Source organism: Paraburkholderia tropica (assembly GCF_914484835.1).
Classification (GTDB): domain Bacteria; phylum Pseudomonadota; class Gammaproteobacteria; order Burkholderiales; family Burkholderiaceae; genus Paraburkholderia; species Paraburkholderia tropica_A.
The window spans coordinates 183,140-198,252 of sequence record NZ_CAJZAR010000068.1 but is presented as its reverse complement, the minus strand read 5'-3'; the positions used below and the strand labels follow the sequence as shown (position 1 = coordinate 198,252).

The window sequence follows — 15,113 nt, the reverse complement described above, 5'->3', positions numbered from 1 at the left end:
CGTGAATTCGCTCGTCTATTCGCGCATGAACGTCAGCGCGGACAACACGTCGCGGTGCTGCACGCTACATTGCTCCTCGCCGTGATACATATCAATTCGCACTGAGCATCGGGTTTCTTTTCGCGCTCGCGGACAACAAAATGGCCGCGCCCGTAGCGCGAATGCCGATGGCTGATCGCGCTGCGGTTCACACCTGAACGTCCGCCCGCGCCACGAAGCCCTCTTGCTCCTGATGTTCCGCCGATCGATTCGCGTTACTGCCTGGCTCGGGATCCTCGCGATCCTGCTCGCCGTGCTTGCGCCGCTTGGCTCGCAACTGATCGAGCGCGGGCAAGTGCCCACCGATGTGCTTTGCAGCGCTGCCAGCCACGATGACTCGCCGGGCAGCGGTGCTTCGCATTCCGGCAAGCAGTTGGCCGTGCATCTCGATGCGTGCGGCTATTGCAGTCTGCTCGCGCATTCGCCCGCTTTAAATACCGCTTCGACAGCGATCGTGGGTGCCGATCCTGGCGCGCGTTTGTCCGCGCCAGGAAATGTCGGTATCGATCTCCCGCGCGTGCGCTATCTGCACCGCCCATTGCGCGCACCTCCCTTCGACGCCTGATCGTGCTTCGCGATTTCCATTGCTAGTCATTGCTTCATCGCGCGATTGCCCTGCGTCGCGCGGCGGGCGCTATTGCGCTTGTCGAATCAGGTTTGTCGAATCGGATTTATCGAATGTTCAATTCAATTACTGCTTCCAGAATTCAGGCCGCCGCAAAAGTGGCGTTTCTCGCGGCTTCGATTTTTTGCCGATCGGTTGATGCACGCGCCGAGTCTCCAGACGATGCGTCAGGCGGCGTGGTATCGGAAACCGAAGCCATGTTGCCGCGTGTCGAAGTCGTGGCGCGTCCGCTCAAGAATCCCTTCGTTTCCGTCACCGATCCGAAAACACCGCGTCAGCCGCTGCCAGCGAGCGACGGGGCGGATTATCTGAAGACCGTGCCGGGCTTTACGGCGATTCGCAGCGGCGGCACCAATGGCGATGCCGTATTGCGCGGCATGTTCGGTTCGCGTCTGAATCTGCTTGCGAATGGCGCGCCCACGCAGGGCGCTTGTCCGGGGCGCATGGACGCGCCTTCGTCGTATGTCGCGCCGGAGAGTTACGACAAGGTCACGGTCATAAAAGGCCCGCAAACCGTGTTGTATGGTCCCGGCGCGTCGGCGGGCACCGTGTTGTTCGAGCGCGAGACGCCGCGCTTCGATACGGCCGGCGCACACGTCGACGCGAGTGTGATGGGCGGCACGAACGGCCGCAACGACGAGAATCTTGAACTCGCAGCGGGCAATCCCGATGTCTATGCGCGCGTGAACGCGAATAAATCGCACGCGCAGGATTATCGTGACGGCAACGGTCAATCCGTGCCCTCCGCCTGGGATAAATGGAATGCCGATATCGCGCTCGGCATGACGCCCGACGCCGATACGAAAATCGAACTCGATGCGGGCACTGGCGACGGTCACGCGCGCTACGCGGGACGCAGCATGGATGGCGTGCGTTTCAAGCGCGACAGCGTCGCGTTGCGCTTCGAAAAACAGCATCTCAACAGCGTGATCCGCAAGATCGAGGCGCAGGTTTATTACAACGCCTTCGAACATCGTATGGATAACTATACATTGCGCGAGACGCCGTCCGGCAGCATGGCGATGGCGTCGGATGTGCGCCGCCGCACGGCAGGCGCCCGCGTGGCGGCGACGCTCGATCTGGGCGACAACCTGCAAGGGATCGCCGGTTTCGACGCGCAGTCGAACTGGCTCGATGCGCGTTCGGCGATGGGGCTGCAAAGTCCGTCCGGTTTGCCGTGGACGCCATCGGCGCACATGACGAATTACGGCCTCTTTTCCGAATTGACGTGGGATGCGAGCGAAACGCAGCGCGTCGTTGCCGGCCTGCGTCTCGATCGCGCGGCGGCCACCGACGAACGCACGTCCACGCGTGCGGCCATGGCGGCGATGTCGATGCCCAATCCGACCGCGAACGAGACCCGCACGCGCGTCTTGCCTGGCGGCTTTATCCGCTATGAGCAAAGCGCGCGTGCCGTGCCTCTGACGTGGTACGCCGGCGTAGGCCATACCGAACGTTTTCCCGACTACTGGGAACTGTTTTCGCCGTCAAACGGACCCGCGAATTCCGCCAACGCATTCGCGGGCATCGAGCCGGAAAAAACCACGCAATTCGATATCGGCGCGCATTATCGGAATGACGCTGTCGATGCGTGGATTTCGGCTTATGCGGGCTATGTCGACGATTTCATTTTGTTCACCTACGGCACGGGCGCCAACGCAAATGTTTCGCAAGCCACTAACGTGAATGCGCAAATTCTGGGCGGCGAATTGGGCGCGACATGGCGCATGAGCGCGGGATGGAAATTCGGCATGTCGGCGGCTTATGCGTGGGGGCGCAACGCGAGCAGCGGCGAACCGTTGCCGCAAATTCCGCCGCTCGACTTGCGTTTGAATGCCGACTATGCGTGGCGTGCGTGGTCGGTCGGCGCGCTCTGGCGCATCGTGGCGCCGCAGCGCCGCTATGCGATGCACGAGGGCAATGTCGTGGGGCAGGACTTCGGTCCGAGCGCGGGATTTGGCGTCGTGTCGTTGCATGCGCAATACGATCTGGATAAGCGCACGCAATTATCCATCGGTGTCGATAATCTGTTTAACAAGGCTTATAGCGAACATCTGAATCTCGCGGGCAATGCGGGTTTCGGCTACCCAGGCGGCGTGGCGGTGATGGAGCCGGGACGCACTATTTGGGGCAGATTGCGCTTGCGCATGTGACAGGCGATGAACAGCGTGGCGCGTTGCTCATTTATTGATGCGAATGCGGGGCAGGCGCCATTGCACGTTGCCCCCTTCTTTGTCGGGAATTACCGTTTATGCGTCAAGACGCGGCTCATTTCATCTAGCGTCGATCAGGTTGCGCCGACGCAAGCTGGTGACCGTCGAGTGCATCGCGCACGCCAGGAGCTTCCGCATGAAAGAACGATGTGTCCGCTTCAAGGCGATCAAGCGATATCTGCAGTGGTCGAGTGTGTTCATGCTGCTTCACGCGAGCGTTGCGCACGCACAGGAGTTTTCGCTGTTTGGCGGCGGTTCGCGCGCGGGAAGCACCAATACCTACACATGGGCGTTCAATTATCAGGAGGGGCTTGGGCCATATTTCGCCGCGAGCTTTTCATGGCTCAACGAAGGGCATATTCCCGATCATCACCGTGACGGTCAGTTAATTCAGCTTTGGGGCAGAGTGCCGCTCGGCAATCCGAAGTTCGTGCTGCAAGCGGGTATCGGACCGTATCGCTATTTCGACACCACCACGGCGGAGCAGGGCGGCAGCTATTCCGACGTGCATGGCTGGGGCGTTGTCTATAGCGTGCGCGCGGCGTATTACGCATCCAGCCGCTGGATCACGCAACTTCAACTCAATCGCGTTCATGTGCAGCGCGGCCCGGACGCTACGAGCGTGATGCTGGGCATCGGTTATCAACTCGACGCGCCGGATAGTCCTGGGCCGCGCGATTGGGCGTCGGGCTCGTCGTCGAAGGTCACGAATAACGAAGTCGCGGTTTATCTGGGCGAGACCATCGTGAATTCGACTAGTTCGCCGAACGCGTTGGGCGGCGCGATCGAATATCAGCGCGGACTCATGAAGTATATGGACGTCACGCTCGGCTATCTGCACGAAGGCAGTAGCAAAACCGCGCGGCGCGACGGCATCACGAGCCAGTTATGGGCCACGCGCGCCTTTCTCAACGACAAGGTCACGCTGGCCGTGGGCGCGGGTGCGTATTACGCCATCAACGAAAACGAGAACGGCGAATCGCCTGGGCCGGGCGCGGGCAAATTCTCGGGGCTCGTGACGATTGCGGGTTCGTATCGCTTCGCCCGGCATTGGGACGGACGGCTCGAATGGAATCGCGTGGTCACGCGCTATAACCGCGACACCGACATCATTTTTGCGGGCGTGGGCTACCGTTGGTAAAATACCGGCATACCGCTTCCGGCTGATGAATGCCTTCTGATCGGCCACGCCACGTATTTATTTTTTTCGCCGTTTCTTTTTTACCGATCGCCGCGCTTTGCGCCTGAAATTTGCGTCCTTTTGACGCAGATATCAGGCGCGGCATTCGTTTCGCGTACGTGTTTCCGCGCGCATCAAGACCCTACTGACGAACGCGTTTTTTAAAACACTCACACAATTTTCTTTCTGCGATGTTAAGTTAGAAAGAACCCCGCAGCGAATTCGGTTATCCGCATTTTCTCCCGCGTTTTAGCGCAGTTTGACCGAACAATCGCTTTTATTATTCGCCTCTCTAAAACAGTTCCATGCACATCAACGAACAACCCGTCGATGCGGCGTCGCTACGCCCCGGCGCCGAAACGACATTGCGCCAATGGCTCGCGGTGTTTGCCGTCGCCATTAGCGCATTCGCTTTCGTCACCTCCGAATTTCTTCCGGTCGGGCTCCTGCCCCAGATTGCGCGCGACCTCGGCGTAACGCCGGGCACAGCGGGTCTGATGGTCACCACGCCCGGCGTGCTGGCCGCGATCTTCGCGCCCGGCATGCTGATTCTCGCGGGCCGCATGGATCGGCGCCGCGTGTTTTTGCTGCTCACCGCGGTGCTGCTCGCGTCGAATATCGTTTCGGCGATGTCGTCGAATTTCGTTGTCATGCTGATCGGCCGCGCGATGCTCGGCGCGGCGCTCGGCGGCTTCTGGACGCTCGCGACCGCCGCCGCCGGACGTCTCGTGCAACTCAGCGACGCCGCGCGTGCAACCGCCATCATTCTCACGGGCGTCACCTGCGCGACCGTGATCGGCGTGCCGCTCGGCACCTTTATCGCGGGCTTCGCATCGTGGCGCGCGTCGTTTCTCGCGACGGGCGGCCTCGTCGCGGTCGCGCTGATCGCGCAGGCGTTGCTCGTGCCGTCGCTGCCGTCCGCCACCGCGCTGCGTATCGCCGATTTCGTCGAATTGATGCGTCGTCCGCATACGCGCCTGAGCATGCTGATGGTCGCGCTGGTTTTCGGCGCGCATTTTTCGACGTACACCTTTATCGCGCCGCTGTTGCAGCAGGACTTTTCGTTGAACGCCATTACGCTGCTGCTGCTCGCATTCGGCGTGATCGGATTTTTCTCGAATGCGCTGCTGTCGATGGTGATCGCGAATCGTTTGAAAACATCGGTTGCGGCCATGACAGCGCTGCTGCTTTGCGCGCTGTCGTCGATGCTGTTGCTCGATCACGTGCGCATCGGCGAAATCGCGGCGATGCTGATGTGGGGTGTCGCGTTCGGCGCGCTGCCGCTGTGCTTCAGCGTGTGGATTCAGCGCGGCACGGCCGATCGTCCTGAAGCCGGCTCGGCGATGTTCGTCAGCGTGATTCAGGTGGCGATTGCGCTGGGTTCGTCGGTGGGCGGCACGATCGTCGATCATGCGGGCGTGCGCGCCGATTTCGTGCTCGGCTGCGGACTCGCCGTGCTGGGCCTCATCACGTTGCAGCGCCTGGCTGCGATGGAGCGGCCGCGTTCGGCGGCGGCTTCGTCGCTCGAACGCGGATGCAATTGCGGCGGCGCATCGCTCGACTGATGCGCGTTGTGTAGAAGGCGTGGGGCAGGCTTGGTGCTTGCCCCTGCGCCAGCGCGGTGGCGCTCCGCCATCGCAGACTCCTTCTCGATCGCGTCACGATCGAACCTCCCTCCCAAGCCGAACCGCACGACTATCGCCGCACGCGAACGCTTGCAATGCGCGCGCGCCTGGCGCATCGTTCAAGCCGTCGTTCAACGCATCTTCCACCCGCCTGCGCTGTCCGCTTCGAACCGGGAGGTCTCACGATGTCGCTCGCGCTTTATGGTCATCCGTTTTCTTCTTATACGCAGAAGGTGCTCATCGCGCTGTACGAGAACGGCACGCCGTTCGAGTTGCGCGCGATTGGGCCCGACACGCCGCAGCACACGCAGGCGTGGCTGACGCTGTGGCCGTTACGCAAATTTCCGGTGCTCGTCGACGGCGAGCGCAGCGTGGCGGAGACCAGCATCATCATCGAATATCTTCAGCTCGCGCATGGCGGCGCGCAGCGGTTTTTGCCGCATGACCCGATGGCCGCGCTCGATGTGCGCTTTCTCGATCGCTTCTTCGATCTGCATGTGATGACGCCGGTGCAGCGCGCCGTCGAGGGCGCGTTGACGGGCGATCCCGCGCAGCGTGACGACGCGCGCGCGTATGCGGCGAGCAAGCTCGATCTGGCCTACGCGTGGCTCGACAAGCGGCTCGCGGGGCGGACCTGGGCGGCGGGCGAGGACTTCACGCTCGCGGACTGCGCGGCCGCGCCTTCGCTCTTTTACGCCGACTGGACGCACCGCATTCCCGAGCATTTCGCCGTGCTGCGCGCGTATCGTGCGCGGCTGCTCGCGCGGCCCTCGTTTGCGCGCGCGGTGGAGGAGGCGAGGCCGTATCGGCCCTTGTTTCCGCTGGGCGCGCCCGATCGGGATTGACTGTGCGCTTGTGGTGTGTAATCGGAAGAAAAATGCCGCTTAAGCCAGGATTTTCTCGATAAACGGTAGATTTGCGCCGGTTAGGAATCGCTGACGATTGATCCACATTAACCGGCATATTTCTACCGATTATCGGTGAATTTCCGCGATAAACGGTATAATTGTGCCTGTTATCCACCGTGGAGCAGGCCATGCTGTTCGATCTCGCGACGGTCGAGGAAATCGCGGGCGCGCTCGCACAGAAACTGCGCGCCTTGCGGCTTCAGCAGGCGCTCACGCAGGCCGAACTGGCGGCGCGCGCGGGCGTGTCCGAGCGCGCGTTACGCAATTTCGAACGCAGCGGCCAGGCGACGCTGGAGACGTTCCTGCGCGTGGCGCAGGCGCTCGGGCGGGCGGCCGATCTGGAGGCGCTGTTCGAACTCAAGGTCCGTTCGATCCGCGCGATGGAGCAGGCGAGCGAGACCCGTCAGCGTGCGCCGCGCCGCGTATCGGCGGACAAACCAGTCGCCAAACCCGCCGCCAAATCCGTGTCCAGGAGATCCAGCCGATGAAACGCCTGCGCGTGATCTACGAAGGCTGGGGCGAACATTTCGACCTCGGCGTGCTCGCGGACGACGGCCAGCATCTCCTGTTCGAATACACGCAGGCGGCGCGCGATCGCGGCCTCGAACTGTCGCGCTTCAAACTGCCCCTGCAAAGCGCCGCGTTCGGCGATTTCCCCGCGCATCAGCAGCGCTTGCCCGGCCTCGTCGCCGACAGTCTGCCCGACGGCTGGGGCATGCTGCTGATGGACCGCCTGTTCCGCGTGCGCGGCATCGATCCCTATGCGGTTTCGCCGCTCGACCGCCTCGCCGTGGTCGGCCGTCGCGGCATGGGCGCGCTGAGTTACGCGCCCGAGAGCGAGGCGCCCATCGTCGTCGCCGATGTGAATCTCCACACCATCGCCGACGAAGTGCAGCAGGCCATGGCGGGCGCGAGCGAAGCGGTGCTGCGCGAACTCGTGCTGATGGGCGGCTCGCCGCATGGCGCGCGTCCGAAGGTGCTGGTCAACGTGGACCGTGCCGCCAATCGCATGTGGAATTCGGAGGACGCGCCCGGCGAGCCGTGGCTCGTGAAGTTTCCGGCGCAAAACGAAGCGCCGGAAGTCTGTGCGATCGAAATGCTCTATTCGGATCTCGCGCGTTCGTGCGGGATCGAGATGCCGCCTACGGCGCATTTCGATCTTGGCGCGCAGGGCGCGGCGTTCGGCATTGCGCGCTTCGATCGCGAGGACGGTCTGCGCGTGCCCGTGCATACGGCGGCGGGCGTCGCGCACGTGGATTTTCGTTTGCCGTCGCTGGACTATACGAATCTGCTGCGCCTTGCGGGCTTCGTTACGCGCGACGTGCGCGAAGTCGAGGCGCTGTACGCGCGCTGCGTCTTCAACGTGATCTTCAATAATCGCGACGATCACGCGAAGAACTTTTCTTTCCGCCTCGATCGCGACGATCACTGGCGCATCGCGCCCGCGTACGACATCACGTTCAATCGCGGACCGGCGGGCCAGCATCAGATGGATATCGGCGGCGAGGCACGTGCGCCCGCGCGCGCTCATCTGCTGAAACTCGCGAAGGATAGCGGCGTGAAGGCGGCGAGCGCGGCGCGCATCATCGAGCGCACGTCGGACATTGCGGGCGAACTGGCGGTGCGTGCTTCGGCGTTTCCGATTGCGGCGGCCACGGTCGCGGAAATCGTGGAGGCCGTGGAGGCGAACCGCTCGCGCATGCGCGCCGCGAGTTAAACGCACACGATATACACGCACGATATACAGGCGCTAAACGAACACGGCGAGCAACACACGCCAGGTACGCAACCTGCTGCCGATGTCGCGATCCAGCACGTTTTCGTGCAATGCGAGCCGCGCCCATGCCCAGCGAGACCCCAACCCGCGCCACCGCCGAGATCGGCGATCAACCCGCCGTTCTGGAAACCGATCTACCGGCACGCCTTGACCGCCTGCCGTGGGGCCGCTTTCACGTGCTGATCGTGGTCGCGCTCGGCGTGACCTGGCTGCTCGACGGACTCGAAGTGACGCTCGCGGGCGCGGTCGCGAGCGCGTTGAAGGCCAGCCCGGTGCTGCACGTCGACAACGCGCAAGTCGGGCTCGCGGGCAGCGCGTATATTGCGGGCGCAGTGCTGGGCGCGCTCGGGTTCGGCTGGCTCACCGATAGGCTCGGCCGCCGCAAGCTGTTCTTCATCACGCTCGCGGTCTATCTGCTCGCGACGGCCGCCACGGCGTGCTCGTGGAGCTTCGTGGTGTTTCGCGCGTTGACCGGCGCGGGCATCGGCGGCGAATACGCGGCCATCAATTCGACGATCCAGGAATTCACGCCCGCGCGCGTGCGCGGCTGGACCGACCTGAGCATCAACGGCACCTTCTGGGTGGGCGCGGGCATCGGCGCGCTGGGCTCTTACGCGCTGCTCGATCCGCATTGGCTGCCACCGGATTGGGGCTGGCGCGCGTGCTTTTTTATCGGCGCGGTGCTCGCGCTCATCATTCTGCCGATGCGCCGCTGGATTCCCGAAAGCCCGCGCTGGCTGCTCACGCACGGCGATCACGACGATGCGCGCTCGATCGTCGAAGGCATCGAAACGCGCTTTCGCGAAGCCGGACACACGCTCGATAACAGCGTCCAAAAACCGCTGCGCCTGCGCGCGCGTCGACACACGCCATTGCGCGAAGTGCTGCACGCGATCTTCGTGCGCCATCGCCGCCGTGCGTTCGTCGGTTTGTCGCTAATGACGGCGCAGGCCTTCTTCTACAACGCGATCTTCTTCACCTACGCGCTGGTGCTCACCGAGTTTTATCGCGTGCCAGGCAGCGATGTCGGCCTTTATCTGTTGCCGTTCGCGCTCGGCAATTTCCTCGGGCCGCTCGTGCTCGGACGATTGTTCGACGTGCTGGGCCGCCGCAAGATGATCGCGGCCACCTACGCGCTATCGGGCGTGCTGCTAAGCGTGAGCGGCTATCTGTTCGCGCAGGGCTGGCTCACTGTCGTGCAGCAGACGATCGCGTGGATGGTGATTTTCTTTTTCGCCTCGGCGGCGGCGAGTTCGGCGTATCTGACCGTGAGCGAATCGTTTCCGCTCGAAATTCGCGCGCTCGCGATTGCAGTGTTTTATGCCTTTGGAACAGGACTCGGCGGCATCGTCGGTCCCGCATTCTTCGGACGACTGATCGATACGCATCAGCGCAGCGAAGTGTTCACCGGCTATCTCGTCGGTTCCGCGTTGATGCTGGGCGCAGCGCTGATCGCCGCGATCTGGGGCGTGGACGCCGAGCGCAAGTCGCTCGAACACGTGGCCACGCCGCTTTCCGCTATTGACGATGCGTGATGTCGCGTCACGTCGCGTGGCGTGGCGTCACGATTCGCGCTGAAACGCGCTGCGATACGCGTACAAACCGGGCAAGCCGCCCGTCATCACGAACAGCACGTTTTCATTCGCGCGATAGCGCCCGCTCGTGACGTTCGCCAGCAGGCCCGCGAACGCCTTGCCGCCATAAACCGGATCGATCAGCAGACCTTCGGTCGATGCAAGCAGACGCACGGCGTCGCGCATGGCGTCGGTGGGCACGCCGTAACCGTCGCCGAGTTGCGATTCGTCGATCACGATCGCGTTGGCGTCGATCTGCAAACTGGCGTCAATGAGTTGCGCGGTCTGATTCGCTTTTTCGAGTGTCGCGGCATGGGCTTTGTCGGCGCTCGCGTACACCGCGAACGCCGTCACGCTGGCCGCATTCAACCCAAGCGCCGTCATGCCCGCCACGAAGCCCGCGTGCATGCCGCCGCTGCCGTTGGGCATGACGATATGGTCGAACGCGACGCCGCTCGCGCGCGACTGCGCGGCGATCTCCGCCGCACCATCCGCATAACCGAGGCAGCCGACCGGACTCGATCCGCCGAGCGGACACACATAAACCTTGCGGCCTTGCGCGCGCAGCGTATCGGCGCGCGCTTCGGCGAATTGAAGCGAATCGGAGCCCGCGGGCAGATCGTGCACGTGCGCCGCGAGCAGATCGTCGAGCAGAATATTGCCGTTTTCAAGGTACTCCGCGTCGAAACGCGGCACCGCGCGCGTGAGCACCAGCTCGCACTGAAGCCCCGCGCGCGCGGCGGCAGCCGCCGTCAGCCGCGCATGATTCGACTGGCGCGCGCCGACGGTGATGATGGTATCGGCGCCGCGCGCGAGCGCTTCACCCATCAGGAATTCGAGCTTGCGCAGTTTGTTGCCGCCGCCGCCGAGTCCGTTCAGATCGTCGCGCTTCACATAGAGGTTCGCGCCGCCCAGCCGCGCGCTCAGCCGCGATAGATGTTGAATGGGCGTCGGGCCTTCGAGCAGCGCGTACCGGGGAAACGCAGAAAGATCGAGTGAGGTCGTGTTCATGGGCGGGACGAAGAACGTTTCGTGGCGATGAACTGCCTGGTTAGCGTGATCGACGTGACGGGCGCTATTGGCGCGTTGCGCGTGCGGGCTTGCAATCGCAATCAGCCGGGCTTCTGCACGCGCAGCGCGCGCGTATTGCGTTCGATCGCGAGAAGCAGCAGGAGCACGGTGAGAAAGCCCGCCAGGGCGAGCAGGGTGCCGAGCGACGAGCGGAATTGCGCGCTACGCGCCTGCGCCGCCTCGATCAGCGATTGCGCCGACGCGATGCGTTCGATCTTGAAGCGCGCGTATTGATTCATCGCCGTCGCCACATAACGGTCGCGATCGTCCCATTCCCATGCCGATGCGTGGTGCGTCGCGTGCGCGATCACCTGGCTGAGTTCATCGACGAATTGCTGGCGGTCGGCGAGCGGCACGTTGTCGAGCCACGCGTCGAGCATCGGCTGACTCGCATTGTGCTGATAGAGCACGGCGCGCAACGGCGCGGGCAGCGCGAGTCCGGCGGCGGCGGGCAATTCGAGCGCGGCTTCGTCGCCGTATGCGCCATTCGTACCATTCGCCCCGTTGCTGGAGATCGCGTCGTTGGCCGCTTCCGTGCCCGGAATCGAGGCGAGCACGGCGCTCGCGCTCACGGGCGGATCGGCGCTCACGTTGGCGTTGCCGGACGCGGCCAGCGCGGCGATCACCGCCATCATCGCCAGCACCGCGCCGACCAGCGCCACGATGCACAACACACGCGCCGTGCCGAGCAGGCGCCGTTCCAGATTGTCCGCGATCCTCATTTCATCCCCGACGATTGTGCGCGATAGCGTAAGTTAAGGCTCTCGCAAATAGCGTTGCGAGAGCGCGTCATAAAGCGGCGGCGCGAAGATGCGCGAGACGCGGCTCGCGATCAGCGCGGTCGCCATGAGCGACAGCACGAGCGCATGACCGTTGATCATTTCGATGACGATCACGAACGCCGTGATCGGACTCTGCGTGACCGCCGCGAGATAACCGACCATGCCGAGCGCGATCAGCATCGAAAGCTGCATCTGCGAAAACATCATGTGCAGCGTATTGCCGATGCCCGCGCCAATCGCGAGCGACGGCGCGAACAGGCCGCCCGGCGAGCCCGGCAGATACGATCCGACCATCGACACGATCTTGAACAGCGGATACGCCGCGCTCACCTGCGCATTGCCTTCGAGCATGCTGCGTGCCTCGGCATAACCGCTGCCGAACGCGTGGCCGTGCGAGATCACGCCGATGATCGCGATGATCAGCCCGCACACGGCGCCGAACAGCACGGGCCGATTCGCGCGCATATCGAGCAGTTTCGCGGGCATCCAGCGCTGCGTGTTGAGCAGCAGCCAGCAGAAGCAGCCGCCCAGCACGCCCGCGATCACGCCGATCAGCACGACGGCCAGCATGAGCCATTTCGGCAATCCCGAACCGATGTCGATGGTGCCGAAATACACGTAATTGCCTTGAAGGCCGAGCGAGACGATACCCGCGAAAATAATGGCCGTGATGAGCACGCCGCTGGTGCGCTCCGAGAAACTGCGCATGAGTTCCTCGATGGCGAACACCACGCCCGCGAGCGGCGCATTGAACGCCGCCGACAAGCCCGCCGCCGCACCCGCGAGTGCGAGCCGCCGTTCGAGCACGCCGTGGCTGATCGCGCGAAAGCGCTGCGGATAAAAGCCGCGCAAGCTGAACATGAGCGCCGCGCCCACGTGAATGGTCGGGCCTTCGCGTCCGATCGTGAAGCCGCCGAGAATCGCGAGAAACGACACGAAGATCTTGCCGACGAGAATGCGCAGCGTGAGCAGCTTCGGGCCGAGCGTATCGGGGCCGTGCAGCATGGCGATCACTTGCGGAATGCCGCTGCCTTCCGCGCCGTTGAAGAAGCGCCGCGTGAGCCAGACCGTCAACGCGCCCATCGCGGGCGCAACGAAAAGCGGCAGCCAGAAGTGTTCCGCGGCGTAGCGCAGAAAGAGCGCGTAGCCGAAATCGATGAGCTTCGCGTAGAGCACGGCGACGAGACCGACGGCCACTGCGCCGAGCCAGAACACGCCGTAGTGCAGCCACAGCCGGTTGGCGCGCTGCAGCGCGCGCCGGTCGATCAGCCCAAAAATGCGCACGGTGCGGTCTCTCCTGTGGTCGAACAATATTCTATGGGTGGCGCCTTCGCGAGCGTCGTTTTCGACGATCGAAAAAAAACCCAGCGATCACGCTGGGTCAGGGGAAGCCGCCACCAGTTGGCGCAGGTGGCAACTGGACGTGCAGTCCGGCAAGCTGAGGACACCACCATGTCACGCGATCGAGCGCCGCACCCGCTGCAGGCGCGCCGCGAAAAACGATCATGATATGACATATGTGCCAATTTAAGCCGGGATACTTAAAGGAAACTTAAAAAAACTTAAACGGCGCGGATCGCTTGCGCCGCCTGCCTCAGATGTTTTCTTCACGGAACGCCCAGCCGAACGACTGCACTTCCGACTTGTGCAGGGCGGCCAGCTTCATCAGACAGCTTTCGCCAGCGGCCGTGAGATGCACCTGCACCTGGCGCCGGTCGTGCGCGCTCGGCACGCGCTCGACCAGACCGGCCGCCTCGCAGCGCGTGACCAGCGCCACGGTGCCATGCGACGACGCCTGCAGGCGTTCCGCGAGTTCGCCCACCGTGGCCCAGTCGCGGTCGGGAAAGGCGCGCGTGTGCAGCATCAGCATGTACTGCAGCGGCGTCACGCCTTCGGCGTGCACGATCTCTTCGGAAAAACGCAGGAAGCGGCGCAGGCGATAGCGGAACTCGGAAAGCTCCTCCAGATCGGCGCGAGAAATGGGTTCCGTGGCCTTGCGGCGTGGCGATGCCATGACAGGTTGCCTGGCCGGTCAGCTCAGCGGCTTGACGTAATCTTCCGAAAGCCAGTAGCTCATCTGGCCGTGCGGACCGTTGATGAGCACCGCGTGCGGATCGTCCACGCCGTCGTCGGCGATGGTGCACGCAATGGTGCCGTCGGGGATCATCGTGACCTGCTGCGCGTTCGCGAGCCGCGCGAGCTTGTGCGCGCTGAGCGGGTAGAGATGGGTGTAGATGTCGTAGCTGATCGCGCCCGGCGCATCGCCCTCGATTCGCACTTGCGAACCTTCGGTGCAGGTGTGCGCGAACGCACTCGCGGTCCAGACGCCGGCCAACGCGGCCAGGAAAAGTCGCTTCATGGGCATCCTCTGCTGAATCAAGACTGCGCTCGGCGCGGCGCGCTCCCCGTTGCGCGTGCAACGCCGAACGCCCGCATGCGCGGGAAATCAGCGTGCATTATACGTTTCTTACGAAGTGAAGGTATTTCACATCGTGACATGACCGGCGATCCGGCGGCGTGTGCAGCGTTTTCTTTGCGTGCCGGATCGGGCCTTGGGTTTACGTGCGCTCGCGCGACGCGGTCCAGTCGATGGCGGCGTCGAACAGGCGCAGGCCCGCTTCGGAGAGGTTAGGAAACGAATCGTTGTCCATGAAGAACATCGTGCGCCGCGCGGGCGCGAGCGCTTCGTAGTCCATCGTCGCGCCTTTTTCGTAGGTGAAAATCGCGGCCTTCTCCGGCTGACCGTAAATCGTCGCGATGATCGACGCGCCGAGCCCCGGCTTGCCCCAACTCATCGGCGCCTGCTTGCGGAAGACGTTGGACACGCCCGCGCTCAAGCCGCCCGAGGCGGCGTGCGGCGCGTTCACGAGCCACAGATAGCGCTCCTTCGCCACTTCGCCGAAGTCGGTGTCGTGCCGTTTGCCGCTCATCGCGAGATCGTCGAGCAGGTCGTTTTCCCACGTGAGCAGCGGCACGGGTGCGTTGCGCCAGCCCGCAGACACGTCCTTGGCCGAGACCGTCGACGAAATGACGACGAGCCGCGCGTCGTGTGCGAGTGCGGGATCGACATCCTGATCGACGAGCCGAACCGTATAGCCGCGCGCTTGCAGATGCGCCGCGATCGCCTGATCGACGGCGAGATTCGGTCCCTTGAACTGCACCACCATCAGCACGGTGCCGGACGTGCCGGGCTGTTGTGCGCGTGCGCCGGGCGAGGCGAACGCTGTGGTTAAAGAAGCGGCGAGGGCGCCGAGCGTGAGCAGCGCGTTGCGCCGCGAAGGCGTGTTGGGCCTGGATGACGAAGGACGCGATTTCATGA

14 protein-coding genes are annotated in these 15,113 nt (G+C 63.6%); 8 read left to right on the top strand and 6 right to left on the bottom strand.

Features of this window, described 5'->3' with window-relative positions; genetic code table 11:
• Window positions 1-232: 232 nt before the first annotated feature.
• The 8 genes from LDO54_RS39050 to LDO54_RS25395 all read left to right on the top strand — a co-directional run bounded on the left by LDO54_RS39050 (window position 233) and on the right by LDO54_RS25395 (window position 9,902).
• On the top strand, window positions 233-604 hold the full coding sequence (locus tag LDO54_RS39050; RefSeq protein ID WP_224013582.1) for a DUF2946 domain-containing protein: 372 nt from the start codon (window positions 233-235) through the stop codon (window positions 602-604).
• Between the two features lie 113 nt (window positions 605-717).
• Window positions 718-2,817, top strand: a complete 2,100-nt coding sequence (locus tag LDO54_RS25425) for a TonB-dependent copper receptor (protein ID WP_224013433.1) — start codon at window positions 718-720, stop codon at window positions 2,815-2,817.
• Window positions 2,818-3,076: 259 nt separating this feature from the next.
• The gene (locus LDO54_RS25420) at window positions 3,077-4,018 is read left to right on the top strand and encodes a hypothetical protein (protein ID WP_224013581.1); all 942 of its coding nucleotides are present in this window, start codon (window positions 3,077-3,079) and stop codon (window positions 4,016-4,018) included.
• Window positions 4,019-4,362: 344 nt separating this feature from the next.
• Entirely contained in the window at window positions 4,363-5,622 is a 1,260-nt protein-coding gene (locus LDO54_RS25415; protein ID WP_224013432.1) for an MFS transporter, read from the top strand.
• Window positions 5,623-5,867: 245 nt separating this feature from the next.
• Complete coding sequence (locus tag LDO54_RS25410) at window positions 5,868-6,527, top strand: glutathione S-transferase family protein (protein ID WP_224013431.1); 660 nt, start codon at window positions 5,868-5,870, stop codon at window positions 6,525-6,527.
• 191 nt (window positions 6,528-6,718) lie between these two features.
• Window positions 6,719-7,078, top strand: coding sequence for a helix-turn-helix transcriptional regulator (locus LDO54_RS25405; protein WP_224013430.1), 360 nt, complete (start codon window positions 6,719-6,721; stop codon window positions 7,076-7,078).
• On the top strand, window positions 7,075-8,307 hold the full coding sequence (locus LDO54_RS25400; protein WP_224013429.1) for a type II toxin-antitoxin system HipA family toxin: 1,233 nt from the start codon (window positions 7,075-7,077) through the stop codon (window positions 8,305-8,307). Before LDO54_RS25405 ends, LDO54_RS25400 begins: the two co-directional genes overlap by 4 nt.
• 125 nt (window positions 8,308-8,432) lie before the next feature.
• Window positions 8,433-9,902, top strand: coding sequence for an MFS transporter (locus tag LDO54_RS25395; RefSeq protein ID WP_224013428.1), 1,470 nt, complete (start codon window positions 8,433-8,435; stop codon window positions 9,900-9,902).
• 27 nt (window positions 9,903-9,929) lie between these two features.
• Here LDO54_RS25395 and LDO54_RS25390 read toward each other — a convergent pair whose 3' ends face one another.
• From LDO54_RS25390 to LDO54_RS25365, 6 genes are all read right to left on the bottom strand, one after another.
• Complete coding sequence (locus LDO54_RS25390) at window positions 9,930-10,952, bottom strand: D-cysteine desulfhydrase family protein (protein WP_224013427.1); 1,023 nt, start codon at window positions 10,950-10,952, stop codon at window positions 9,930-9,932.
• Window positions 10,953-11,053: 101 nt separating this feature from the next.
• Window positions 11,054-11,734, bottom strand: a complete 681-nt coding sequence (locus LDO54_RS25385; RefSeq protein WP_224013426.1) for a hypothetical protein — start codon at window positions 11,732-11,734, stop codon at window positions 11,054-11,056.
• A 33-nt stretch (window positions 11,735-11,767) separates the two neighbouring features.
• Window positions 11,768-13,078 carry a chloride channel protein gene (locus tag LDO54_RS25380; RefSeq protein WP_224013425.1) on the bottom strand — a complete coding sequence of 437 codons (1,311 nt, stop codon included), beginning with the start codon at window positions 13,076-13,078 and terminating at the stop codon, window positions 11,768-11,770.
• A gap of 310 nt (window positions 13,079-13,388) precedes the next feature.
• Window positions 13,389-13,808, bottom strand: a complete 420-nt coding sequence (locus LDO54_RS25375) for a MarR family winged helix-turn-helix transcriptional regulator (protein WP_224013424.1) — start codon at window positions 13,806-13,808, stop codon at window positions 13,389-13,391.
• 18 nt (window positions 13,809-13,826) lie between these two features.
• Window positions 13,827-14,153: a hypothetical protein gene (locus LDO54_RS25370; RefSeq protein ID WP_224013423.1), complete on the bottom strand. Its 327-nt coding sequence runs from the start codon at window positions 14,151-14,153 to the stop codon at window positions 13,827-13,829.
• A gap of 199 nt (window positions 14,154-14,352) precedes the next feature.
• Entirely contained in the window at window positions 14,353-15,111 is a 759-nt protein-coding gene (locus tag LDO54_RS25365) for a hypothetical protein (protein ID WP_224013422.1), read from the bottom strand.
• Between the last annotated feature and the right edge of the window lie 2 nt (window positions 15,112-15,113).